A 24,070-nucleotide genomic window follows, 5' to 3' on the forward strand; every position below is an offset into this window, starting at 1 on the left:
TGTCGAAGCCGAAAGAAAAACGGGAGAGGCCACACCCCAAAAAAAAAAAACAAAAAAAAAAAAAACCCCCCCCCCCCCCCCCCCCCCCCCCCCCCCCCCTCTCGTGTTGCCGGCCGCGCCGGGAGCCCGGCTCGGCATGCCGAAGGCGCCTCTTCCCGTACGGGACTCGTACAGGACTCGTATAGGACTCGTACGGGAAGAGGCGCCCTCGGCGCTTACGGAATCACTTCCGGTCGGCCGGCGGGACTCACGTCCTTCCGGCCGGCCGGCTCACGCCCAGGTGATCAGCCGCTTGGGCTGCTCCAGGACGGCCGCGGTGTCGGCGAGGACCCGGGAGCCGAGCTCGCCGTCGACCAGGCGGTGGTCGAAGGACAGCGCCAGCGTGGTGACCTGACGGGGCTTGACCTTGCCCTTGTGGACCCAGGGCTGGAGCTTGATCGCGCCCACCGCGAGGATCGCGGACTCGCCGGGGTTGAGGATCGGCGTGCCCGTGTCGACGCCGAAGACGCCGACGTTGGTGATCGTCACCGTGCCGCCCTGCATCGCGGCCGGTGAGGTCTTGCCCTCGCGGGCCGTGGCCACCAGTTCGCCCAGCGACTCGGCCAGCTGCGGCAGGGTCCTGGTGTGGGCGTCCTTGATGTTCGGCACGATCAGACCGCGGGGGGTGGCGGCGGCGATGCCCAGATTCACATAGTGCTTCTGGACGATCTCCTGGTTCGCCTCGTCCCAGGACGCGTTGACACCGGGGTTGCGCTTGATCGCGACCAGCAGGGCCTTGGCGACGAGCAGCAGCGGATTGACCCGCAGCCCCTGCATGTCCTTGTCCTGCTTGAGCTCCTCGACCAGGCGCATCGTGCGCGTCACGTCGAGCGTCACGAACTCGGTGACGTGCGGCGCGGTGAACGCCGAGCCCACCATCGCGGTGGCGATCGCCTTGCGGACACCCTTGACCGGGATCCGGGTCTCGCGCGCGCCGTCGTACGACGCGGCCGGGGCCGGAACCTGCGGCTGGACGGGGGCCGGGGCCTGCGGAGCCGGGGCCGGGACGGCGGCCGGAGCGGGAACGGGTGCCTGCGCCGGGGCTGCCGCCGCGTGCACGTCCTCCCGCGTGATGATGCCGTCCGGGCCCGACGGGGTGACCGTCGTCAGGTCGACCCCGAGGTCCTTGGCGAGCTTGCGGACCGGGGGCTTGGCGAGCGGCCGCTGCCGGTCCGCGGGCCCGTGGCCGTTGAGCTCGCCCTGGATCGCGGTGGCCGCGTAGAGCGTCTCGCTCTCCTGGGCCGGGACCTCGGCTCCCTTGCGGGGGCGCCGCTTGGTGGAGGACTCCGCCACGCCGTACCCGACGAGGACCGGCGTGCGGCCCTCGGGCTTGGCCTTCTCGGCGGGGGCCGCCTCCGCCACCGGGGCGGCAGGGGCAGCGGGAACCGCGGGAGCGGCGGGTGCCCGCCCGGCGGCCGGGGCCGCCTGCGCGGGCGCCGTCCCACCGGACACGTCCACCGCGATGATCACCTGGCCGACGTCCACCGTCGTGCCCTCGGGGAAGTGGAGTGCGGCCACCACACCGGTGAACGGGATCGGCAGTTCGACCGCGGCCTTGGCGGTCTCGACCTCGCAGACCACCTGGCCGTCGGTGACCGTGTCACCGGGCTGGACGTACCACTTGAGGATCTCCGCCTCGGTGAGTCCCTCGCCCACGTCGGGCATCTTGAACTCGCGGAGTCCCGACGCGTTCTCAGTCATCGTCGTCACGGCTCTCTCCTCAGTACGCCAGCGAGCGGTCGACGGCGTCGAGCACGCGGTCCAGGCCCGGAAGGTACTCGTCCTCCAGGCGGGCCGGCGGATACGGGGCGTGATAGCCGCCGACCCGCAGGACGGGCGCCTCCAGGTGGTAGAAGCACCGCTCGGTGATACGGGCCGCGATCTCCGCGCCCGTCCCGAGGAACACCGGGGCCTCGTGCACCACGACCAGGCGGCGGGTCCTCTCGACCGAGGCCTGGATGGAGTCGAAGTCGATCGGCGACATCGAGCGCAGGTCCAGGACCTCGATCGACTTGCCCTCCTCCTGGGCGGCCGCGGCGGCCTCCAGGCAGACCTTCACCATCGGGCCGTACGCGACCAGGGTGAGGTCGGCGCCCTCGCGGGCCACCCGCGCCTTGTGCAGGGGGCCGGGGATGGCGTCCTTGTCGACCTCGGCCTTGTCCCAGTAGCGCCGCTTCGGCTCGAAGAAGATCACCGGGTCGTCGCTCTGGATGGCCTGCTGCATCATCCAGTAGGCGTCGCCCGCGTTCGAGGGGGAGACCACCTTCAGGCCCGCCACGTGCGCGAAGAGCGCCTCCGGGGACTCCGAGTGGTGCTCGACGGCGCCGATGCCGCCGCCGTACGGGATGCGGATGACGACGGGGAGCTTGATCTTGCCCAGCGCCCGCGCGTGCATCTTCGCGAGCTGGGTGACGATCTGGTCGTACGCCGGGAAGACGAAGCCGTCGAACTGGATCTCCACGACCGGGCGGTAGCCGCGCAGGGCCAGGCCGATCGCGGTGCCGACGATGCCCGACTCGGCGAGCGGGGTGTCGATGACCCGCTCCTCGCCGAAGTCCTTCTGGAGCCCGTCGGTGACCCGGAAGACACCGCCGAGCTTGCCGACGTCCTCGCCCATGATGAGGACCTTGGGGTCGGCGTCTAGGGCCGTGCGCAGCGATTCGTTGATCGCCTTGGCCAGCGCCATCTTTTCGGTCGCCATGGCTACTTGCCCTCCCCTGCGTCCGCGAACGACGCCTGGTAGGCGGCGAACTGGGCGCGCTCCTCGTCGACGAGCGCGTGCCCGTCCGCGTACACGTTCTCGAAGATGGCGAACTTGTCCGGGTCCGGCATGGCCCGTACGACTTCGCGCACCCGCTTGCCCAACGCTTCGCTCTCGGTCTCGAGTTCCGCGAAGAACGCCTCGTCGGCGTGGTCCGCGGACTCCAGGTAGGCGCGCAGGCGCAGGATCGGGTCCTTCGCCTCCCACGCCTCGCGCTCCTCGTCGGCCCGGTACTTGGTCGGGTCGTCGGAGGTGGTGTGCGCGCCCATGCGGTAGGTGTACGCCTCCACCAGGGTGGGGCCCTCGCCGTTGCGGGCCCGCTCCAGGGCCCAGCGGGTCACCGCGAGGCTGGCGAGCACGTCGTTGCCGTCCACGCGCACGCCGGGGAAGCCGAAGCCCTGCGCGCGCTGGTACAGCGGCACGCGCATCTGGCGCTCGGTCGGCTCGGAGATCGCCCACTGGTTGTTCTGGCAGAAGAACACCACGGGAGCGTTGTAGACCGCCCCGAAGTTGAAGGCTTCCAGGACGTCGCCCTGGCTGGAGGCGCCGTCCCCGAAGTACGCGATCACGGCCGAGTCGGCGCCGTCCTTGGCGATGCCCATGGCATAGCCGGTGGCGTGCAGCGTCTGCGAGCCGATGACGATCGTGTACAGGTGGAAGTTGTTGCCGTTCGGGTCCCAGCCGCCGTTGTTCACACCCCGGAACATGCCGAGCAGGTTGGTCGGGTCGACGCCGCGGCACCAGGCGACGCCGTGCTCGCGGTAGGTGGGGAAGACGTAGTCGTCGTCGCGGGTGGCCCGGCCCGAACCGATCTGGGCGGCCTCCTGGCCGAGCATCGAGGCCCACAGGCCCAGCTCGCCCTGGCGCTGGAGGGAGGTGGCCTCCGCGTCGAAGCGGCGGCTCAGGACCATGTCCCGGTACAGGCCGCGCAGCTCCTCGGGGGTGATGTCGGCGACGTACGGGTCGTACGTGGCGTCCTTGACCCGCTTGCCTTCCGGGGTCAGCAGCTGAACGAGCTCCGGCTCGCCGCCCGTCGCGCCCGGCGACTTCTTGGCGGCCGCGCCGGCGCTCCTGCTCGCGGCGCTCTTGGTACCGGTCGTACTGGCGCTCGCGGCGCTCTTCGTACCGGCGCTGCGTCGCGGCTTGCGCGCGGCAGTGCTCTCCACGGTCACGTGTGCTCCTCCGTCGGTCCGGCCCCCGGGGTTGCCGGAAGGCTGGGGTCCCCCTCGCTCGCGGTTTGAGCTCGGGGGAGCGGCTCGCCTGTTCCGGCACCCGTGCACGGGGTGGGTGCCACTCGGCCGGGAACAGGCGTGACAGGTGCCCCGGCGAGCGCCCTGCAACAGTCACGTTACCCAGTGCTTCACAATTCTGTGAAACCCTTCCTGACCTGCGATTTTGATAGGAAATCCAAGTACTTGGAAACGTGGATTTCCTACTAGATCGAGCAGATCGGGAACAGTCGCTGGTCACAGCACTGGTCACAGCCTTGCAGGGGGCCGGAACACCGGCACGTTATCCCGGCCACCCCGGACTCGGGAAGAGTTCACCTGGGGCAATGCCCATGATCGTGTGTGAGACTGACAGCGTGCGCGAAAACGGGAAAATCACCGTATTCCTCCTCGATGACCACGAAGTGGTCCGCCGCGGAGTGCACGAGATGCTCTCGGTCGAGGACGACATCGAAGTCGTGGGAGAGGCCGGCACGGCGGCCGACGCGCTGGTCCGGATCCCGGCCACCCGCCCGGACGTGGCCGTCCTGGACGTACGTCTCCCGGACGGCAGCGGCGTGGAGGTCTGCCGCGAGATCCGCTCCGCGAACGAGGACATCAAGTGCCTGATGCTGACCTCGTACGCCGACGACGAGGCCCTGTTCGACGCGATCATGGCGGGCGCGTCGGGCTATGTCCTCAAGGCCATCCGCGGCAATGAGCTGCTCGCGGCCGTACGGGATGTCGCGGCCGGAAAGTCCCTGCTCGACCCGGTGGCCACCGCGCGCGTCCTGGAGCGACTGCGGGACGGCGGCGGCGCCAGGGGTGACGACCGGCTCGACCGCCTCACCGACCAGGAACGCAAGATCCTCGACCTGATCGGCGAAGGCCTCACCAATCGCCTGATCGGAGAGCGATTGCACCTCGCAGAGAAAACGATCAAGAATTATGTGTCGAGCCTGCTCTCCAAACTGGGAATGCAGCGCCGGTCGCAGGCGGCGGCCTATGTGGCGCGCATACAGGCGGAACAACAGCACCACTGAATAATTCCGGACTTATAACCCCTCTTGTGAGGGCGGGTGCCTCTTTTCCCCGTCCCACCGGTGCCGGACATCGGGCGGTACGCCGCGGGGGGGGGGGGGGGGGGGGGGGGGGGGGGGGGGGGGGGGGGGGGGGGGGGGGGTTTGTGGGGGGGGGGGGGGAAGAGGACGAGGACGCACCGTCCTCCCTCCCCCCCCCCCCCCCCCCCCCCCCCCCCCCCCCCCCCTCCTCCCCCCCCCCCCTCCCCCCTCCCTTCTCCTCCCCCCCCCCCCCCCGCGGGGACGGTGTGCTCTTCTCGGATCCGTCGGGACCCGGCCGGACCAGGTCAGCCGACGTCCCCCGCGGCGGGGGACTCGGTGCCGTCGCCTGCCGGAGCGCTGGTCGTCGGATCCGTCGTCGGCGTGGTCGGTTCGTCCGTCGGGGCCGCCGTGGTCGGCGCCGGCTTCGTCGGCTCGTCGGTCGGCTGGTCCGTCGGCGGCTGGCTGGTGACGTTCCGGGTCGGCCGGTACGACGGGGTGTAGTCCGTGCCGTCGCCGGTGTTGGTCGAGTCGTCCGAGGTGTCGTCCGTGGACTGGTCCGTGGCCGCGTCGGTCGGCTGCTTGGTGGAGTCGTCGCTCTTGCTGGAGTGCGTGGCGGCCGGTGGCTGCGAGGTGCTGGTCCCCGCGCCCCCGCCGGTGTTGGTGGTGTTGATCGCCAGCGCGACACCCGCCGCGATGGCGATCAGGGCGAAGACCGCGAGGATCCACAGCTTGCCGCGGCCACCGCCCCGGTTGCCGTGCCCGTCGAAGCCGCCGTCGTCACCGCCGCCCCGGTAGGGCGGGATGAGCGGCGCCGGGATCTGCGTGGTTCCGGAGTCACCGGGGTGCGGCAGCGCGGCCGTACCGGCGAAACCGGACGCCGAGCCGTGCGGCCCCTCGTGCAGGGTGACGGGGCCGGTGTTCCAGGTGCCGGTGTGACTGCCCTGGTCGTAGAGCATCTGCAGCGCGTACTGGACGAGGCCGCGCATCTCCTCGGCGGTCTGGAACCGGTCGTCCGGATCCTTCGCGAGGGCGCGCATGACGAGCCCGTCGAGTTCCGGCGGCACCTCGCCCGAGACCTCCGAGGGAGGCACCGGGATGTCCTGGACGTGCTGGTAGACCACCGACAGCGGCGTCTCACCGGTGAACGGGGGCCGCAGCGCGAGGAGTTCGTAGAGCAGACAGCCGGTCGCGTACAGGTCGGACCGGTGGTCGACGGCCTTGCCGAGCGCCTGCTCAGGGGAGAGGTACTGCGGGGTGCCCATGACCATGCCGGTCTGGGTCATCGTCGACTGCGCGCCGTGCAGAGCGCGCGCGATGCCGAAGTCCATCACCTTGACCGCGCCGGTCTCCGTGATGATCACGTTCGCCGGCTTGATGTCGCGGTGCACGATGCCGTGCTGGTGCGAGTAGGCGAGCGCCTCCAGGACACCGGAGACGATGATCAGCGCCTGCTCGGGCCCCGGGGCCTCGGCGTTGATCAGCAGATCGCGGATCGTGTGACCCTCGACGATCTCCATCACGATGTACGGGACGACACCGTGGCCGACCACGTCCTCGCCGGAGTCGTACACGGCCACGACCGCATGGTGGTTGAGCCCCGCGACCGACTGCGCCTCGCGTGTGAAACGCGCCTTGGACACGGGGTCCTCGGCCAGGTCGGAACGGAGCAGCTTGACCGCCACGGTCCGCCCCAGCCGCACGTCCTCGGCGGCGAACACCTCGGCCATGCCGCCCCGGCCGAGTCTGTGCGTCAGCCGATACCGGCCATCGCCGACCAACCCGCCGTTACCCCACATCTCCGGCGCATCTGACATACCGCCGCCAGTCGCCTCGGGGTCGGACGGGCCCTGAGCGCGCTGCTGCTGTGCCATCAGTCCTCGCCGTCGTTTCTGCCCGCGGTCTGCGCGGTGGTTGTTACGGTCTCCGTCGGGCCACGCTACAGGTTCCGCGCATGACACCGGTCCGAGATGAACGTGAGATGGACCGGCCGGCCAACCCTTCGAAGGTCCGTGGGTACCAATTCCGTGTACCGGCCGTACGCCACCTGTAACGCTTCCGCGACGCTTCTTTCTCAGACGGTCACGGAACGGGCACCGAGCTTGACGTGTCCGTGCCCTCGGGCAGACTTGGCCCGGAATAAGCCAATCGATCACCGATGCCTCGGGGGACGCAGAACATGAGCCAGGACGGCGCACAGGGCCGGTACGCGGGGCGCGCGGTCGCCGGCGGCCGCTACCAGCTGCGCGATCTGCTCGGCGAGGGCGGTATGGCCTCGGTGCATCTCGCGTACGACTCGGTGCTCGACCGCCAGGTGGCGATCAAGACGCTGCACACGGAGCTCGGCCGCGAGCAGGCCTTCCGCGAGCGTTTCCGCCGCGAGGCCCAGTCGGTGGCCAAGCTCACGCACACGAACATCGTCTCGGTCTTCGACACCGGCGAGGACGACCTCGACGGCATGACGACGCCGTACATCGTCATGGAGTACATCGAGGGCAAGCCGCTCGGCTCGGTCCTCGACGCGGACATCCAGCAGTACGGCGCGATGCCCGCCGACAAGGCACTGAAGATCACGGCCGATGTGCTGGCGGCCCTGGAGATCAGCCACGAGATGGGCCTGGTCCACCGGGACATCAAGCCGGGCAACGTCATGATGACCAAGCGCAACGTCGTCAAGGTCATGGACTTCGGCATCGCCCGTGCCATGCAGTCCGGCGTCACCTCCATGACGCAGACCGGCATGGTCGTCGGCACCCCGCAGTACCTCTCCCCGGAGCAGGCCCTCGGCCGGGGCGTCGACGCCCGGTCCGACCTGTACTCGGTCGGCATCATGCTGTTCCAACTGGTCACCGGGCGGCTGCCGTTCGAGGCGGACTCCCCGCTGGCCATCGCCTACGCGCACGTCCAGGAGGCGCCGGTCGCGGCCTCCTCGGTCAACCGCTCGCTGCCCCCGGCGGTGGACGCGCTGATCGCCCGCGCGCTGAAGAAGAACCCGAACGAGCGCTTCCCGAGCGCCGAGATCATGCGGGACGAGTGCCTGCGGGTCGCCCAGTCGTTCCAGGCGTCCGCGCCGAACATCGTGCCGGGCGCCCAGACGCCGAGCGGCTCGGGCGTCGGCTCCGCCGTCTTCCCGCCGGTCGACCAGGGCACCCCGGCACCCGGCCCCGTGCAGACGCCGTACCAGCCGGGCCCGTACGGCACACCGGCCCCGGCCCCGGCCCCCGCGTACGGCTACCCGCAGCAGGGCGGCTACCCGACTCCGCAGCAGACGTCCGCGTACTCCCCGCAGCACGGCACGTCGACCCCGCCGCCGTACAACCTCTCGCCCCAGGCCGTCCCCGGCGGCTCGGGGGGCGGGAGCAACAAGGCGGTCGTGATCGGCGCCGTCGTGGTCGCGCTCATCGCGATCGGCGGCCTGATCACCGCGCTCACCATGAACGCCGGAACCGGCGACGACAACAAGGGCGGCGGCAGCGGCAGCACCGCGAGCGGCTCGCCCACCGTGGTCGAAGGGCACAAGGGTCCGGACACGTCCAAGACGATCGACACCGAGAAGTGCACGGACCCTCAGGAGTCGTACGACGACCCGGACAAGATCCAGGTCCCGGACTTCCACTTCAAGAACCTCACCTCGGTGAAGTCCTGCTTCCAGGCCGCCGGCTGGAAGATGAAGGTCACGCGCGTGGACGAGAACACCTACGGCGAGGACACGATCATGGACCAGTTCCCCTCCGCCGGCGAGGATGTCGACCCCAAGCAGATGCCCGACATCGAACTCAAGGTGTCGACGGGCAACCCCTCCTGAGCCGCCCCTGAACACTCGGAGCGGTTCGCGGGGTTCGGGCGGCCCACGAGGGCCGAGCGGGCCGAACTCCACGAGCGCGCTTCGGCAGCGGATTCGGGAACGGGCCCGGCACTTCGGTGCCGGGCCCGTTTCGGTCGGGGTGACCTTGTTCGCTGGGGTGACCTTGTCGGCTGGGTGGCTCGGTGACCTGGGTGGTTACAGGTACGGTCCGCCCGAGCGGCCTCCCGTACGGGGGTCCTCGTCGCCCTCCAGACCGCCGACACCCGGCGGCAGGGCACGGCGCATCTGCTCCAGCTGCGCCCTGGCCGCCATCTGCTGCGCGAACAGGGTCGTCTGGATCCCGTGGAAGAGTCCCTCGAGCCAGCCCACCAACTGAGCCTGCGCGATCCGCAGTTCCGCGTCGCTCGGGGTCCCCTCGTCCGTGAAGGGCAGGGAGAGCCGCTCCAGTTCGTCCACGAGCTCCGGGGCCAGACCGTCCTCCAGCTCCTTGACGGAACTCGCGTGGATCTCCTTGAGCCGGACCCGGCTGGCCTCGTCCAGAGGTGCGGCGCGCACCTCCTCCAGCAGCTGCTTGATCATGCTGCCGATACGCATCACCTTGGCGGGCTGTTCCACCATCTCCGTCACCGGGATCTCGCGGGAGTCCTCGTCCCCGGTGCCGCCGAGAGCCATTCCGTCCTGGCCGACAACCAGGATCTGAGGGTTCTCCGGCGACCGTTCGTTCCTCGGCATCTCCATGCCGCCATTCTCTCGCACCCACGTACTCCATCACGGTGGTGCCCCCCGTACACGGTGATCCACCACGTACGAGGTCCCAGTTCGCGAGAAGACGCGGTTCCACGGCCCCTGAAGTGCGCGAATGAGGTCACTATCTGTCGAGATGCCGGGATCACGCGGTCATGTGAGGCTTGTTTCGTCGATCACGGCACCCGTCTTGGCGAACCGTACCGGGAGGGGGTCACCGACGTGACTCCATGGCTCCGCACCCTGCCCACGGCCGGACTGCTGGTGGCCGCCCTGCTGAACGGCGCCGGCCCCCTCGCGAACGCCACCACCGCCGGCCCCTCGGCCCCCGCAAGCTCCGGGGCTCCCTCGTACGCCACCGCGCCGGCTCCGTCCACCGACGGGACCGCCACCTCGGGCGCAGCCGGCCCCACCGCCTCCGGACCGTCCTCGACCTCCGGACCGTCCTCGGCCGCCGGACCGTCCTCGGCCGCCGGGGCTCCCTCGACCTCCAGGCCGCCCTCGACCTCCGGGGCTCCCTCGTCCGCCACCGCGCCGGTTCCGTCCACCGACGGGACCGCGGCCTCGGAGGCGGCCGGCCCTGCCGCCTCCGATCCCGCCCGGCCCACACCTACGGCGGACCCCTCCCGTGCGGGGAGCTTCGCGGGCGAGGGACGCGTCCGGCCCGGCCGCTCGGAGCCGGAGACTCCAGACAGCCAGGACGGCACGGACACCCCGGACCTCCAGGACACGGCACCCGCCGCCGACACCGACCCCGGGCTCACGGAGCCGAGCGTGGCCTCCGAGCCCTCGAGCGACGACGCGGTCCCCGTCCAGCAGAGCGTCGTGGGCCCCGGCGCCACGCCCGACCCGGCCCTGGCGATCCTGCCGCTGGGCAGCGGTCTGATCCTCATCGGCCTGGGCCTGGGGCTGGCCTTCCTGGCCCTGCGGGCACGCCGCGGCTGAGGCACTCGGGTACACCACGCCTGAAGCGTGTGGGTACGCCGCCTGAAACAGGCGGGTACACCACGCCTGAAGCGCGCCCTAGGGGGCGACGAGCAGCACCTTTCCGATGTGGCTGCTCTCCTCCAGCACCCGGTGCGCCCCCGCCGCGTCGCTCATCGGCAGCTCGCGGTCGACGACAGGACGTACACGGCCGGAGTCGATCAGCGGCCACACGTGCTCGCGTACGGCCGCCACGATCGCCGCCTTCTCGCTGAGCGGCCGGGCCCGCAGCGAGGTCGCGCTGACGGCGGCTCGCTTGTTCAGGAGGGCGGCGATGTTCAGCTCCGCCTTGATGCCGCCCTGCATGCCGATGATGGCGAGACGTCCGTTGACGGCGAGAGCGCGCACGTTCGGGTCGAGGTACTTGGCCCCCATGTTGTCGAGAATGACGTCGGCCCCCGCCCCGTCGGTGGCCCGCTTGATCTCCTCGACGAAGTCCTGCTCGCGGTAGTTGATCAGGATGTCCGCGCCCAGTTCCGCGCAGAAGTCCAGCTTCTCCTTGGTGCCCGCCGTGACCGCGACCTTCGCGCCGACGGCCTTCGCCAGCTGGATCGCCATGGTGCCGATGCCGCTGGAGCCGCCGTGGACGAGCAGGGTCTCGCCGGGGCGCAGGTGGGAGACCATGAAGACGTTCGACCAGACAGTGCACGTCACCTCGGGCAGCGCCGCCGCCTGCCGGACGTCCAGTCCGGCCGGCACGGGCAGCAGCTGCCTGGCCGGGACGGCGACCTTCTGGGCGTATCCGCCGCCCGCGAGCAGCGCGCACACCTCGTCACCGACCGCCCAGCCGAGGACGCCCGCGCCGACCGCCACGATGCGTCCCGAGCATTCGAGTCCGGGGTAGGGGGAGGCCCCGGGCGGCGGGTTGTACAGGCCCTGCCGCTGCATCAGATCGGCACGGTTGACGGCACTGGCCACCACCTCGACCAGCACTTCGCCCTCGGCCGGCACCGGATCGGGGACCTCGTCCCACACCAGCGCCTCGGGCCCACCAGGTTCAGGAATCGTGATCGCGTACATAGGAGGGACGCTACTCCTGAGAGGTACCGCCTATTCCTGCGGCAGGGGCCGGATGCCCGGCGTCTTCCGGCTGCTCCGGGTGACCCGCGCGATCGTGATCAGCCGGTCCGTCAGCCGCAGTGTGCCGACGTCCGGGTCGTCGTATCCAAGGACGCGAGGCCCCCGTACGACGCTGACCACCAGGTCGGTGGTCTCCCGGACGCCCTTGCCCACCTCGGTCTCTGTGACAGGCCGCTCGACGATGTCGAGCCCGCTGCCCTGATGGATCAGGTCCTCCATCACCATGCCCGCGACGGGGCTGAGCACGGAGAGCCCGAGCAGCCGGCCGGCCGCGCTGGCGCTGGTGATGACCGCGTCGGCGCCGGACTGCTGGAGCAGCGGCGCGTTCTCCTCTTCGCGGACGGCGGCGACGATCTTCGCGCCGCGATTGAGCTGCCGGGCCGTCAGAGTGACCAGGACGGCGGTGTCGTCCCGCTGCGTGGCGATGATGATCTGCCGTGCCTTGTGGACCTCGGCGCGCATCAGCACATCGCTGCGCGTGGCGTCCCCGATCACTCCCGCGTACCCGTCGGCCGTCGCCGCGTCGACCACTCGGGGGCTCGGGTCGACGACCACGACCTGTTCCTTCTTCAGCCCGGTCGCACAGACGGTCTCGACAGCCGACCGCCCCTTGGTCCCGAAGCCGACAACGACGGTGTGATCCTTCAAGGCCGCCCTCCAGCGGTTCAATCGCCACTCCTCGCGGGTGCGTTCCGTGAGGACCTCCAGCGTGGTGCCGACCAGGATGATCAGGAACAGCACCCGCAGGGGCGTGATGACCAGGATGTTGATGAGCCGGGCGACATCACTGGTCGGGGTGACGTCGCCGTATCCGGTGGTGGAGAGGGTGACCGTCGCGTAGTAGAAGGCGTCGAGCAGGTCGACACTCCCGTCCGAGCTGTCGTTGTAGCCGTCGCGGTCGAACCAGACGATGAGCGCGGTGACCACGAGCACCAGCAGCGCCATCGCCAGCCGCTTGGCGACCTGCCGGATCGGACGCTCCACGATCTTCTGCGGCAGTTTCACCTGATGGGTCACGAGATGTTCGTCCGCCTGGCGGGCGATCGCGTCATGGCCCGGAAGTTTCACGTGAAACACTCCCCGATCGGATTCATGCCGCTCCCGCCGACGGCCGGCTCAGACGAAGCACGCGTCGATCCCCGCGGTGGCCCACGGCAGATCGATGAGTTCCAGCTCCTGGCCGGCCCGCGCGCCGCCCGGCGGTACGACGGCGAGCGCATCGGAGGCGGCGATGCCCCGCAGCATCGCCGGGCCGTTGTAGTGCAGCGGCGCGACCCGGTCGCCGCGCAGCGAGACGGGGACGATCCGGGTGTCGTACGGGTGGCCCTGCACGGCTTCCTTGAGAGGGAGCGTGTACGGCTCCGGGGCCACCCGCCCGGCCAGCGTGCGCAGCAGCGGCTCAGCGAGCGTGAGCAGTCCGGAGACGGCGGCGAGGGGGTTGCCGGGCAGGCCGACGAGGTGCTGGTTCTCCCGGGTACGGGCCAGCAGCATGGGATGTCCCGGCCGCACCTTGACACCGTCCACCAGCAGTTCGGCGCCGATCCGGCGCAGCGTGGGGTGGACGTGGTCGACGGGGCCGCCCGCGGTACCGCCGGTGGTGACGATCAGGTCGGCCCGGGAGCCGGTGATCGCCTTGTGCAGCGCCTTCGCGTCGTCGCCGAGCCGGCGTACCGCGACGACCTCGGCGCCGAGCGCCCGCAGCCACGGCGGCAGCATGGGACCGAGTGCGTCCCGGATGAACCCCTCCCGGGGCAGTCCCTCGGTCAGCAACTCGTCGCCGAGGACGAGAACTTCGGCGCGCGGACGGGGCACGACGGCGAGCGTGTCGTACCCGGCGGCCGCCGCGAGGCCCAGCACGGCGGGGGTGACCAGCACCCCGAGCGGCAGCAACTGGTCGCCGCTGCGGCACTCCTGGCCGCGCGGGCGGATGTCCTGCCCGTGCGCGATCGCCAGGATTCCCCGGGAGCGGGCGGAGCCGGGCGCTTGCCCGCCGCCCGCGTGCAGTCGGCCCTTGTCGTCGAGGCGGCCGTGTTCGCTGCGCAGGACGGCGGTCGCGTCCCGCGGGACGCGTGCCCCGGTGGCGATCCGGACGGCCTCGCCGTCGCTGAGCCGCTCCGGTTCCGCGTGCCCGGCGAGTACGCCGTCCTCCCGCACCTCCCAGGGCCCGGGTCCGGCGACCGCCCAGCCGTCCATGGCGGAGGTGTCGAAGGAGGGCAGGTCCGTGAGCGCGGTCAGGGGGGCGGCGAGGACGAGGCCGAGGGAGGCGTCGAGGGGGACCGAAACGGGGGTACGGCCTGGTAGGGAGCGGGCGGCCCGCTCGGCGACGGTTCGGGCCTCGGGCCACGGGATGGCCCGGTGGTGGGTGTGTTCGCTCGTGCCGCTGTCCCGCGCGTCGGGCGCGGGGACCGCTGCCCCGTCGGTTCCCTGGGAGCCGAGGGCGGCACTGTCCGCTCGGCCGGGATCGCCGGGCGCGCGGGCGCCGACCCCTTTGACCAGGGCGAGCGCCTCCTCGACGTCGAAGTCGTCGGCGTCCTGGCTGTCCCGGGTGGAGCGGGCGGCGGTCATCCGGCGTCCGGCTCGGTGGCGGGGGCCGCCGGGGTGGCTCCGGCGGGCGTGGTGGGGGTGCCGGGAGACGCGGTGTCCGCCTCCGGTTTGGTGTCGGGGGTGTCCTCGTCGGCCCAGCGGAGCGCGAGTGCGGCGGCCTTGCGGGCGGCCTCGGCGACCGCTTCCGGTCCTCCGCCGGCGCGCGCGGCCGCGTATCCGACGAGGAACGTGGTCAGCGGGGCGGCCGGCCTGGCCACTCCGTGGGCGGCGTCGCGGGCCAGGTCGAGCAGAACGCCGGTGTCGACGTCCAGGTCGATGCCCAGCTCGTCCTTGACTGCGGAAATCCATTCATCCAGCACGTGCCCATGCTCCCTGATGCGTGCTCGAGCGGCGGCGATGTCGTCCCAGGTGTCGCAGTCGAAGGACGCGACGGGGTCGGAGACACGGGTGAGGTCGAGGGCGGCGACGAGCCGTCGTAGCGGCAGCCCGCCGAGTCCCCCGTGTGCGGCGGCGAGCACGGCCAGCTCACGGCGCAGCGCGTGCGCGCGGTAGACGGCCACGAGCGGCTGATCCCGCCCGTCGGGGTCGGTGAGAAGAACACCGTCGGGGCGGATGCCGGGCCCGTCGTGGGCCGGGCGGTCCTCTTCGGAGGCGAGCGGGATCCCCTCGGCGCCGCCGGCGCGCAGGGTGTCCAGCAGGCGCCGTACCGTCCCCTCTTCCAGGAACGGCAGGTCGGCCGAGAGCACGACGACGCGGGGCGCCGTGGTGTGCCGCAGCCCGGCGTCCAGCGCGGCGACCGGTCCCCCGCCGGGCGGGTCCTCGCGGGTCCACTCCACGGGGCGTGCGGTGGACCTGGGTTCGGCCACGACGACCGTGCGGGTGGCACCGGCGCAGGCGGCCAGCACCCGGTCCAGCAGCGCCCGGCCGCCCACCCGGACGCCGGGCTTGTCCGCGCCGCCGAGCCGCCGGGCCGCACCGCCCGCGAGCACGACGGCGTCGTACCCGGTATCGGCACCGGGGGTACCCTGCGGGCCTGAGCTGCCCGATCGCCCGGTCGCGCCCTCGGGCTCGTACGCGGTCATGCCCCGAGTATGGGCGCCCGAAGGATCAGTGCCACCCCCGGGGCACGGCCTGGAAACAGGGGGTGACCGGATCCCCGGGGGCTACAGGGTCCGCAGCAGCACCGCCGGCTGTTCCACGCAGTCCGCCACATAGCGCAGGAAACCACCCGCCGTACCGCCGTCGCAGACCCGGTGGTCGAAGGCGAGCGAGAGCTGGACGACCTGGCGCACCGCCAACTCGCCCTGGTGCACCCACGGCTTGGGGATGATGCGGCCGACGCCGAGCATGGCCGCCTCGGGGTGGTTGATGATCGGCGTGGAGCCGTCGACGCCGAACACGCCGTAGTTGTTCAGCGTGAAGGTGCCGCCCGTGAGGTCCGCGGGCGTCAGCGTCCCGGTCCGGGCCGCCTCGGTCAGCCGGCCGAACTCCGCGCTCAGCCCCTCGGCGTCCCGTGTGTGCGCGTCCCGTACGACGGGGACGACGAGCCCCCGTTCGGTCTGGGCCGCGAAGCCCAGGTGCACCCGGTCGAGCCGGACGATCTCGCGGGCGTCCATGTCGACCGTCGAGTTGAGCTCGGGGAAGCGGGCCAGCGCCGCGGTGCAGATCCGGGCCAGCAGGGCGAGCAGGGAGATCTTCGGACCGCCCGCCGCGTTCATCGCGCCGCGTGCCCGCATGAGCTCCGTCGCGTCGGCGTCCACCCAGCAGGTCGCGTCGGGTATCTCGCGCCGGCTGCGCGAGAGCTTGTCGGCGACGGCGCCGCGGACACCGCGGAGGGGGACACGGACACCGTGCGGGGCGGTGCCCCGGGAGACGCCGGCCGCACCGGGCACGACCGACGTGATGTCCGCGTACGAGGTCGCGGAAGCCGATTCCGGCGCGCGGTCGTACGAGGGCGCCGCGGCGGGCGCGTCGAGGCCGAGGCCCGCAGCCGGAGCGTGGTGCGGCTCCGCGATGACGGACGCTCGCGGCCGACCGGTCGCCGCCGCACGCAGCGCGTACTCGACGTCGGCCCGCAGGATGAGTCCTTCGGGGCCCGAGCCCTCCAACTCCCGCAGATCCACGCCGTTCTCCCGGGCGAGCCGTCGCACGAGGGGCGAGATGACCGGCACGGGGCCGTCACCGCGCGTCGCGGCGACGCCGTTCCGAGCGGTCGGCGCCTGGCCCGCCGCAGCCGGCCGCGCGGCACCGACGGTCTCGGCGCGGGCCGGCTCGGAGCGGGCCGGTTCGGAGCGGGCCGGTTCGGAGCGAACGGATTCAGGGCGGGCCGGCTCGGGCCGGGCGGGCGAAGCGCCCATCCCCGCCGGGGACGGTGCTCCCTGCGGCCCACCGACCGCCCGTCGGCCACCGGCCGCGACACCATCGGAGGGGCGTACCCTCCGGCGCCGCGCCGGGGGCGCTCCCGTGCCGTAACCCACCAGCACGTTCCCGGAGCCCTCGTCGCTCCGGTCGTCCTTGTCGGTCTCGCTGTCCTCGCCCCCGGCCGGGGCGCCCACGGCGACGGTGAGCAGCGGCGCGCCCACGGGCAGTTCCGTGCCCTCCTCGCCGAAGCGGGCGGTGACCACGCCGCCGTAAGGACAGGGGACCTCCACCATCGCCTTGGCCGTCTCGACCTCGACGACGAGCTGGTCGACGGCGACGACATCGCCGACCTCCACCAGCCAGCGGACGATCTCCGCCTCGGTGAGGCCTTCCCCGAGGTCGGGGAGCTTGAACTCCAGCACCTGTGCCATCAGCTCTGCGCCTCCCATTGCAGACGCCCCACGGCGTCCAGGATCCGGTCGACGCCGGGCAGGTGGTGCCTCTCCAGCATCGGCGGCGGGTACGGGATGTCGAGCCCCGCGACGCGCAGCACCGGTGCTTCCAGGTGGTGGAAGCAGCGCTCCGTGACGCGGGCGGCGATCTCCCCGCCCGGTCCTCCGAACCCGCCCGACTCGTGCACGACGACCGCGCGTCCGGTCCGCCGCACCGACGCCGCGACCGTCTCGTCGTCGAACGGCACCAGGGAGCGCAGGTCGACGACTTCGAGGTCCCAGCCCTCGGCCCGCGCCGCCTCGGCGGCTTCGAGGCAGACGGGCACGGACGGCCCGTAGGTGATGAGTGTGGCGCTACGGCCCGGGCGCCGCACCACCGCGCGGCCTATCGGCTCAACGGCCGGCGGCTCGTCCGGGTTCCAGGAATCCTTCGACCAGTACAGCCTCTTGGGCTCCAGGAAGACGACCGGGTCGTCCGAGGCGATGGCTTCGCGCAGCAGTCCGTAGGCGTCGGAGACGGTCGCGGGCATCACGACATGGAGGCCCGGGGTCGCCATGTAGTACGCCTCGGATGAGTCGCTGTGGTGCTCGACGCCGCCGATGCCGCCGCCGTAGGGGACGCGGATCGTGATGGGCAGGGGCATGGCGCCCCGCGTGCGGTTGCGCATCTTCGCCACGTGCGAGATCAGCTGTTCGAACGCCGGGTAGGCGAACGCGTCGAACTGCATCTCCACGACGGGCCGCAGACCGTACATGGCCATGCCGACCGCCGCGCCGAGGATGCCCGCCTCGGCGAGCGGGGTGTCCGTGCAGCGGTCGTCGCCGAACTCCTTCGCGAGCCCGTCGGTGACCCGGAAGACGCCGCCGAGGGTGCCGACGTCCTCGCCCATGACATGGACGGCCGGGTCGGCGGCCATGGCGTCGCGCAGAGCGCGCCCGAGCGCCTGCGCCATGGTGGCCGGTTTGAGGGCAACAGTGGTCATCGCCCGGCTCCTTCCGGGCCGTGCGGGCCCGCTCCGAGCGCGCCGTCCGCCTCGGCGTCCAGCTCCGCTCTCAGCTGGCTCTCCTGCTCAAGCAGTTGAGTAGTGGGCTGGGCATACACATGGGCGAACAGATCCATGGGGTTGAGCACCGGGTCCTGGTTCATGCGCTCGCGCAGGTCGGCGGCCATCGCCTCGGCGTCGTCGCGCACCGCCTTCAGGGCGGACTCGTCGAGCAGACCGCGCTCGGTCAGCTCGCGCTCGACCAGCGCGATGGGGTCGTGCGCGCGCCAGGTCTCGACCTCGGAGTCGCCGCGGTAGCGGGTGGCGTCGTCGGCGTTGGTATGGGCGTCGATGCGGTACGTCACGGCCTCGACGAGCGTGGGACCGCCGCCCGCGCGCGCGTGGGCGATGGCCTCGCTGAGGACCTGGTGCACGGCCACCGCGTCGTTGCCGTCGACCAGGCGGCCCGGCATCCCGTAACCGACGGCCTTGTGGGCCAGCGACGGGGCGGCGGTCTGCTTGGCGAGCGGGACGGAGATGGCGAAGCCGTTGTTCTGTACGAGGAAGACGACCGGCGCCTGCCACACGGCGGCGAAGTTCAGCGCTTCGTGGAAGTCGCCCTCGCTGGTGCCGCCGTCGCCGACCAGGGCGAGCGCGACCACGTCGTCGCCCTTGAGACGGGCGGCGTGCGCGAGGCCCACGGCATGCGGGAGCTGGGTCGCGAGGGGGGTGCACAGGGGGGCGATGCGGTGCTCGTGCGGGTCGTAGCCGGTGTGCCAGTCGCCGCGCAGAAGGGTGAGGGCCTGAACGGGGTCGAGGCCGCGGGCGACGGCGGCGAGGGTGTCCCGGTAACTGGGGAAGAGCCAGTCGCGCTCCTCCAGCACGAGCGCGGCGGCGACCTCGCAGGCCTCCTGTCCGGTGCTGGAGGGGTACACGGCGAGACGGCCCTGCTTGGTGAGGGCGGTGGCCTGGACGTTGTACCGGCGGCCACGCACCAGTTCCGCGTGCAGACGGCGCAGCAGGACCGGATCGACCTGCGCGGCCGCGTCGGTGCCGAGGACGCGGTGGGGCAGCGCGTCGGGCAGCAGCGGCGCGGGGTCGGTGCGGGGCTGCCAGGCGGGCGGCGGCGTGGGCCGGTAGGCCCCTCGCTGCTCCATGACCGTCATGACGGCACCTCCTCGTGGGAGCGGCTTCAGACGCGTCACGGGTGTGACGCGCCTCACCTACCGATTGTTCGGTCGTCGGCACATTTTGGCTACAGGCACCACCAGGCTGTGGACAAACGGTTCTGCACAGCCTGAGATGGACGCAGTACGTCCATGGTAGGGAGGCGGGGGGACATGGCACCTGAACAAATGGCCGAGCCGCCGGAGGCCGGCCCGGTCGCTCCGCCCGCCCGTCCGCTCGACGCGATCGACCAGGACATCCTGCACATACTGCAGGCGGACGGCCGCGCCTCCATACGTTCCGTGGCGGAACGGGTCCATGTGTCGCGGGCCAACGCCTACGCGCGGATCAACCGCCTCATCGAGGACGGCGTGATCCGCGGCTTCGGGGCACGCGTCGACCACGAACGCGCCGGGCAGGGCACATCGGCGTACATCACCCTCAAGATCGTGCAGAACTCCTGGCGCACGGTGCGGGAGCGGCTGAGGGTGCTCCCCGGGGCCTCGCACATCGCTCTGGTGGGCGGCGACTTCGACGTGCTTCTCCTGGTGCACACGCCGGACAACCGGGCGCTCCGCGAACTGGTGCTCACCCGTCTCCAGGCCATCCCGGAGGTACTCAGCAGCCGGACCCTGCTGGTCTTCGAGGAGGAGGACCTGGAGCCGGAGGGCTGACGCCGCCCGGCACCGACGCCGAACGGCCCGCCCGAGCCCGGAACCACCGGACAACCGGGGCCCGACGGCGTGAATCCCGCTCCGCCAGGCATCCCGGGCCCGACGACTTCGGTCCGGCCCCGCAGGACTCCCGGGGCCCGACGGCTTCGGCCCGAGCCAGGCTCCGCCCCCCTCCCAGGGCCTCACGACTCGGGCCCCACCACCTCCGGCCGGAGCCCCGGCACGGCGGGGCTCGCGGAGCGCCTCACGGCTCCTGCCGGAGCCCTCCGAAGACCAGTACCACCACGGCGTCGGCCACTTCCCGCGCGCCCATGCCCCGCGCGTCGGGGCGGTACCACTCCACGAGCGAGTTGATCATTCCGAAGACCAGCCGCGTCGCGAGCCGGACCTCCACGTCGCCGCGTACGTCCCCGTCGGCTGCCGCGGCCTTCAGGAGCTCGGCGACACGGTGATCGAAGTCGCGGCGCCGCTCCAGGGCCCACCGCTCGGTGCCCGTGTTGCCGCGCACCCGAAGGAGCAGCGTCACGTAGGGCAGCTCGGACGTGAGCACCTCGACCATGCGCCGTACGACGTACTCCAGGCGCTCCACCGCACGCCCCACGCGCGCGTGCTCCTCGTCGAGGATCTCGAAGAGACCGTCCAGCGCCCGGCTCACCGCGCGCCGCAGCAGTTCCTCCTTGCCCGCGACATGGTGGTAGATCGACGACTTGGAGATGCCGGCCGCCTTGGAGAGGTGCTCCATGGAGGTGCCGTCGTAGCCGCGTTCGTTGAAGACCTGGACGGCGACGGAGAGCAGCGTCTCGGGGGTGTACGTGTCCCGCTTGACGGTGGTCACAGGGTGCCCTCCCGCTTCTCGTTGGCGTACGCGTGGCGGTAGAGCGCCAGCGACGGCGCGTAGCGCCCGGAGGGGTCGCGTACGTGCAGTTCGTCCAGGACGTCGTACGACCAGTTCGTGCCGAGCCTGCGGCTCCACTCGAAGGGGCCCAGGGGGTAGTTGACGCCGAGGCGCATCGCGGTGTCGATGTCCTCCTCGGTGGCCACGCCCTTGGCGACCGCGTCGTGCGCGAGGTCGACGATCCGGGCGACCGTACGGGCGACGATCATGCCGGGGCAGTCCCCGATGACGCTGACGTCCTTGCCCAGCGCCTGGAAGAGGCCGATGGCCTCGGAGAGCGTCTGGGGAGCGGTGTCCTGGGACGCGGACAGGGCGATCCTGGTGGCCTTGCGGTAGTCGAGCGCGAGGTCGAAGTAGACGACGTCGCGGAACTCGACCGAGGTCTGGCCGTCGGCGAGGACCAGCTGGCCGCCGCTCGGCAGCACCAGTCGGGTGCCGTGGTCCTCCTCGTCCTCCCGGACCTGGATGCCCGCCTCGCGGATCAGGCCGAGGACCTCGGCGGCGGGGCCCAGGTCGCCCTCGGCGACGACGTAGGCGGGCGGCTGCGCCTTCTCCGCGGTGTGCGGCTCGGACCGCTCGGCGTCGTCCCCGTAGTCGTACCAGCCGTGACCCGCCTTGCGGCCGAGCCGGCCCGACTCGACGAGCCGGCGCTGGGCGAGCGAGGGCGTGAAGCGCACGTCCTGGAAGAAGGCCTGCCACACGGAGTGCGTGACGGATTCGTTGACGTCCTGGCCGATCAGGTCGGTGAGCTCGAAGGCGCCCATCCGGAAACCGCCGGACTCGCGCAGGACCGCGTCGATGGTGGCGGGGTCGGCGGCCTGCGACTCGTGGACCGCGAAGGCCTCGGCGTAGAAAGGCCGCGCGATGCGGTTGACGATGAAACCGGGTGTGTCCGCGCAGGCGACGGGCGTCTTGCCCCAGGCGCGGGCCGTCTCGTACGCGCGCGTGGCCGAGGTGACGTCGGTGGCAAACCCGGAGACGACCTCCACGAGCGGCAGCAGCGGCGCCGGGTTGAAGAAGTGCAGCCCGACGAGGCGTCCCGGGTTGCGCAGCGCGCCGCCGATGGCCGTGACGGACAGCGAGGAGGTGTTCGTGGCGAGCAGACAGTCGTCCCCGACGATGTCCTCGAGATCGCTGAACAGCTGCTGCTTGGCGTCGAGTTGTTCGAGTACCGCCTCGACCACGAGCACACAGTCGGCGAGGTCGGTGAGGCTCGCGGCCGGCTGGAGCCGGGCGCGCGCCGCGTCCCGGTCGGCGCCGGTGAGCCGGCCCTTCGCGACGAGCCGGTCGAGACGCGCGCCGATCGCTTCCGCCGCCGCGGCGGCACGCCCGGGAGCCGCGTCGTAGAGCCGCACGGGGTGGCCCGCCACCAGCGCGACCTGGGCGATGCCCTGGCCCATGGTGCCGGTGCCGACGACTGCCACGGGGCTGCTGAGGTCGAGTGCTGTCATGTGCGCGATCCTCCCGCACGCCGTTTTCCACAGATGCGGCGGACCCCCTTGTCCCGACCGATCGTTCGGTTACTCTAACTCTGACTGTCCATTCCTGCCCAGCTCGCGAGCTCGACGAGGAGCTCTTGAGACGAGGAGTTGGTCCTTGATGGCCGCCGAACCCACCGCGCACCAGCTGATCGCCCAGCACCGGCCCACCCTGGATCAGGCGCTGGAAGTGATCCGCACGCGCGCGTACTGGTCCCCGCACCCCGAGCATCCCAAGGCGTACGGCGAAAACGGCAGCCTGGGCATGGCCGAGGGCAAAGCCGCCTTCGACGCCCTCCTGGGCACCCGCCTCGACCTGGGCCAGCCCGGCACGGACGACTGGGTCGGCGGCGAGGTGTCGCCGTACGGCATCGAACTGGGCATCACGTACCCGCACGCGGACATCGACGCCCTGCTGCCCGCCATGCGCGCGGGGATGCGCGCCTGGCGCGACGCGGGCGCGGAGATCCGCGCCGTGGTCTGTCTGGAGATCCTCAAGCGGATCAGCGACCGCACCCACGAGTTCGCGCACGCGGTCATGCACACCAGCGGCCAGGCCTTCATGATGGCGTTCCAGGCGGGCGGCCCGCACGCGCAGGACCGCGGTCTGGAGGCGGTGGCGTACGCGTACGTGGAGCAGGTCCGCACCCCCGACACCGCGGAGTGGAGCAAGCCCCAGGGCAAGCGCGACCCGCTCGCGCTGACCAAGCAGTTCACGCCCGTCCCGCGCGGCATCGCGCTGATGATCGGCTGCAACACCTTCCCGACGTGGAACGGCTATCCGGGCCTGTTCGCCTCCCTGGCCACCGGCAACGCGGTCCTGGTGAAGCCCCACCCGCGCGCGGTGCTGCCGCTCGCGCTGACCGTGCAGGTCGCGCGCGAGGTGCTCACCGAGGCCGGCTTCGACCCGAACCTGGTGGCGCTGGCCGCCGAGCGCCCCGGCGAGGGCATCGCGAAGACGCTGGCCACCCGCCCCGAGATCCGGATCATCGACTACACCGGCTCCACCGCCTTCGGCGACTGGCTGGAGACCAACGCCCGCCAGGCGCAGGTCTACACGGAGAAGGCCGGCGTCAACACGGTGATCGTGGAGTCGACCGGTGACTACAAGGGGATGCTGTCCAACCTGGCGTTCTCCCTGTCGCTCTACAGCGGCCAGATGTGCACCACCCCGCAGAACCTGCTGATCCCCCGCGACGGCATCCGTACGGACGAGGGCGACAAGTCGTACGACGAGGTGGTCGCCGACCTCGCGAAGTCCGTCGGCGGACTCCTCGGCGACGACGCCCGCGCGAACGCGCTGCTCGGCGCCATCGTGAACCCGGACGTGAAGGCCCGTCTGGAGGCCGCCGCCGAACTCGGCGAAGTGGCCCTGCCCTCACGGCAGATCGACAACCCGGAGTTCCCGGGCGCCGTCGTGCGCTCGCCCGTCATGGTGAAGCTCGACGGCGCGCGCAAGTACTGGGAGACCGCTGAGGGCGCCGCGGACGAGGCCGCCTACATGAGCGAGTGCTTCGGGCCGGTCTCCTTCGCCGTCGCGGTCGACTCGGCGGCGGACGCGGTGGAGCTGCTGCGCCGCACCATCAGGGACAAGGGCGCGATGACCGTCGGCGCGTACACCACGGACGAGGCGTTCGAGCGCGAGGTGCGGGAGGCCTGCCTGGAGGAGTGCGCCCAGCTCTCCCTGAACCTCACGGGCGGGGTCTACGTCAACCAGACGGCCGCGTTCTCGGACTTCCACGGCTCGGGCGGCAACGGCGCGGCCAACGCGGCGCTGTGCGACGGGGCGTTCGTGGCGAACCGCTTCCGGGTGGTCGAGGTGCGCCGGGAGGCGTGA

The 24,070-nt window shown here is 71.7% G+C and carries 19 protein-coding genes; 5 read left to right on the forward strand and 14 right to left on the reverse strand.

The window, feature by feature from the left end; translation table 11 throughout:
• Window positions 1–270 precede the first annotated feature (270 nt).
• Genes ACZ6KY_RS39890 through pdhA (ACZ6KY_RS39900) form a run of 3 tightly spaced genes read right to left on the reverse strand, consistent with a single transcriptional unit; the run spans window position 271 to window position 3,972 of the window.
• On the reverse strand, window positions 271–1,749 hold the full coding sequence (locus ACZ6KY_RS39890) for a dihydrolipoamide acetyltransferase family protein (RefSeq protein ID WP_469315159.1): 1,479 nt from the start codon (window positions 1,747–1,749) through the stop codon (window positions 271–273).
• A gap of 10 nt (window positions 1,750–1,759) precedes the next feature.
• A complete protein-coding gene (locus ACZ6KY_RS39895; protein WP_469315160.1) occupies window positions 1,760–2,740 on the reverse strand; it encodes an alpha-ketoacid dehydrogenase subunit beta in 981 nt (326 codons plus the stop codon).
• Window positions 2,741–2,742: 2 nt separating this feature from the next.
• The gene (gene pdhA / locus ACZ6KY_RS39900) at window positions 2,743–3,972 is read right to left on the reverse strand and encodes a pyruvate dehydrogenase (acetyl-transferring) E1 component subunit alpha (protein ID WP_469315161.1); all 1,230 of its coding nucleotides are present in this window, start codon (window positions 3,970–3,972) and stop codon (window positions 2,743–2,745) included.
• A gap of 413 nt (window positions 3,973–4,385) precedes the next feature.
• On the opposite strand from pdhA (ACZ6KY_RS39900), the gene ACZ6KY_RS39905 reads away from it, so the two are divergent.
• Complete coding sequence (locus tag ACZ6KY_RS39905; protein WP_469315162.1) at window positions 4,386–5,051, forward strand: response regulator; 666 nt, start codon at window positions 4,386–4,388, stop codon at window positions 5,049–5,051.
• Window positions 5,052–5,374: 323 nt separating this feature from the next.
• Here ACZ6KY_RS39905 and ACZ6KY_RS39910 read toward each other — a convergent pair whose 3' ends face one another.
• On the reverse strand, window positions 5,375–6,940 hold the full coding sequence (locus ACZ6KY_RS39910) for a protein kinase domain-containing protein (protein ID WP_469315163.1): 1,566 nt from the start codon (window positions 6,938–6,940) through the stop codon (window positions 5,375–5,377).
• Between the two features lie 305 nt (window positions 6,941–7,245).
• Between ACZ6KY_RS39910 and ACZ6KY_RS39915 the strand changes: the two genes are divergently transcribed.
• Window positions 7,246–8,871 (forward strand): protein kinase domain-containing protein, encoded by a 1,626-nt coding sequence (locus ACZ6KY_RS39915; protein WP_469315164.1) that lies wholly within the window; start codon window positions 7,246–7,248, stop codon window positions 8,869–8,871.
• A 195-nt stretch (window positions 8,872–9,066) separates the two neighbouring features.
• On the opposite strand, the gene ACZ6KY_RS39920 is transcribed toward ACZ6KY_RS39915, so the two are convergent.
• Complete coding sequence (locus tag ACZ6KY_RS39920) at window positions 9,067–9,609, reverse strand: bacterial proteasome activator family protein (protein WP_467755384.1); 543 nt, start codon at window positions 9,607–9,609, stop codon at window positions 9,067–9,069.
• A 228-nt stretch (window positions 9,610–9,837) separates the two neighbouring features.
• Here ACZ6KY_RS39920 and ACZ6KY_RS39925 point away from each other — a divergent pair, with 228 nt between their 5' ends.
• Window positions 9,838–10,560 carry a hypothetical protein gene (locus tag ACZ6KY_RS39925; protein ID WP_469315165.1) on the forward strand — a complete coding sequence of 241 codons (723 nt, stop codon included), beginning with the start codon at window positions 9,838–9,840 and terminating at the stop codon, window positions 10,558–10,560.
• Window positions 10,561–10,638: 78 nt separating this feature from the next.
• On the opposite strand, the gene ACZ6KY_RS39930 is transcribed toward ACZ6KY_RS39925, so the two are convergent.
• The 7 genes from ACZ6KY_RS39930 to pdhA (ACZ6KY_RS39960) form a co-directional block, all read right to left on the reverse strand.
• Window positions 10,639–11,619 carry an NAD(P)H-quinone oxidoreductase gene (locus ACZ6KY_RS39930; protein WP_469315166.1) on the reverse strand — a complete coding sequence of 327 codons (981 nt, stop codon included), beginning with the start codon at window positions 11,617–11,619 and terminating at the stop codon, window positions 10,639–10,641.
• 30 nt (window positions 11,620–11,649) lie between these two features.
• The gene (locus ACZ6KY_RS39935; protein ID WP_469315167.1) at window positions 11,650–12,747 is read right to left on the reverse strand and encodes a potassium channel family protein; all 1,098 of its coding nucleotides are present in this window, start codon (window positions 12,745–12,747) and stop codon (window positions 11,650–11,652) included.
• Between the two features lie 48 nt (window positions 12,748–12,795).
• A complete protein-coding gene (locus tag ACZ6KY_RS39940) occupies window positions 12,796–14,244 on the reverse strand; it encodes a molybdopterin molybdotransferase MoeA (protein WP_469315168.1) in 1,449 nt (482 codons plus the stop codon).
• Complete coding sequence (locus tag ACZ6KY_RS39945; protein WP_469315169.1) at window positions 14,241–15,305, reverse strand: DUF6457 domain-containing protein; 1,065 nt, start codon at window positions 15,303–15,305, stop codon at window positions 14,241–14,243. Before ACZ6KY_RS39945 ends, ACZ6KY_RS39940 begins: the two co-directional genes overlap by 4 nt.
• An 81-nt stretch (window positions 15,306–15,386) precedes the next feature.
• Window positions 15,387–17,015, reverse strand: coding sequence for a dihydrolipoamide acetyltransferase family protein (locus ACZ6KY_RS39950; RefSeq protein WP_469315187.1), 1,629 nt, complete (start codon window positions 17,013–17,015; stop codon window positions 15,387–15,389).
• Window positions 17,015–18,019 carry an alpha-ketoacid dehydrogenase subunit beta gene (locus ACZ6KY_RS39955; protein WP_469315170.1) on the reverse strand — a complete coding sequence of 335 codons (1,005 nt, stop codon included), beginning with the start codon at window positions 18,017–18,019 and terminating at the stop codon, window positions 17,015–17,017. The genes ACZ6KY_RS39950 and ACZ6KY_RS39955 overlap by 1 nt, the downstream gene beginning before the upstream one ends.
• A complete protein-coding gene (gene pdhA / locus ACZ6KY_RS39960; protein ID WP_469315171.1) occupies window positions 18,016–19,185 on the reverse strand; it encodes a pyruvate dehydrogenase (acetyl-transferring) E1 component subunit alpha in 1,170 nt (389 codons plus the stop codon). Before pdhA (ACZ6KY_RS39960) ends, ACZ6KY_RS39955 begins: the two co-directional genes overlap by 4 nt.
• A 174-nt stretch (window positions 19,186–19,359) precedes the next feature.
• On the opposite strand from pdhA (ACZ6KY_RS39960), the gene ACZ6KY_RS39965 reads away from it, so the two are divergent.
• Window positions 19,360–19,860 carry an Lrp/AsnC family transcriptional regulator gene (locus ACZ6KY_RS39965; protein ID WP_469315172.1) on the forward strand — a complete coding sequence of 167 codons (501 nt, stop codon included), beginning with the start codon at window positions 19,360–19,362 and terminating at the stop codon, window positions 19,858–19,860.
• Window positions 19,861–20,104: 244 nt separating this feature from the next.
• On the opposite strand, the gene ACZ6KY_RS39970 is transcribed toward ACZ6KY_RS39965, so the two are convergent.
• Window positions 20,105–20,695 (reverse strand): TetR/AcrR family transcriptional regulator, encoded by a 591-nt coding sequence (locus ACZ6KY_RS39970; protein ID WP_469315173.1) that lies wholly within the window; start codon window positions 20,693–20,695, stop codon window positions 20,105–20,107.
• Window positions 20,692–22,206 (reverse strand): 3-hydroxyacyl-CoA dehydrogenase, encoded by a 1,515-nt coding sequence (locus tag ACZ6KY_RS39975; RefSeq protein ID WP_469315174.1) that lies wholly within the window; start codon window positions 22,204–22,206, stop codon window positions 20,692–20,694. The genes ACZ6KY_RS39970 and ACZ6KY_RS39975 overlap by 4 nt, the downstream gene beginning before the upstream one ends.
• Before the next feature lie 148 nt (window positions 22,207–22,354).
• On the opposite strand from ACZ6KY_RS39975, the gene paaN reads away from it, so the two are divergent.
• The gene (gene paaN / locus ACZ6KY_RS39980) at window positions 22,355–24,070 is read left to right on the forward strand and encodes a phenylacetic acid degradation protein PaaN (RefSeq protein ID WP_469315175.1); all 1,716 of its coding nucleotides are present in this window, start codon (window positions 22,355–22,357) and stop codon (window positions 24,068–24,070) included.

It is taken from the genome of Streptomyces sp. NPDC042002 (assembly GCF_055588305.1).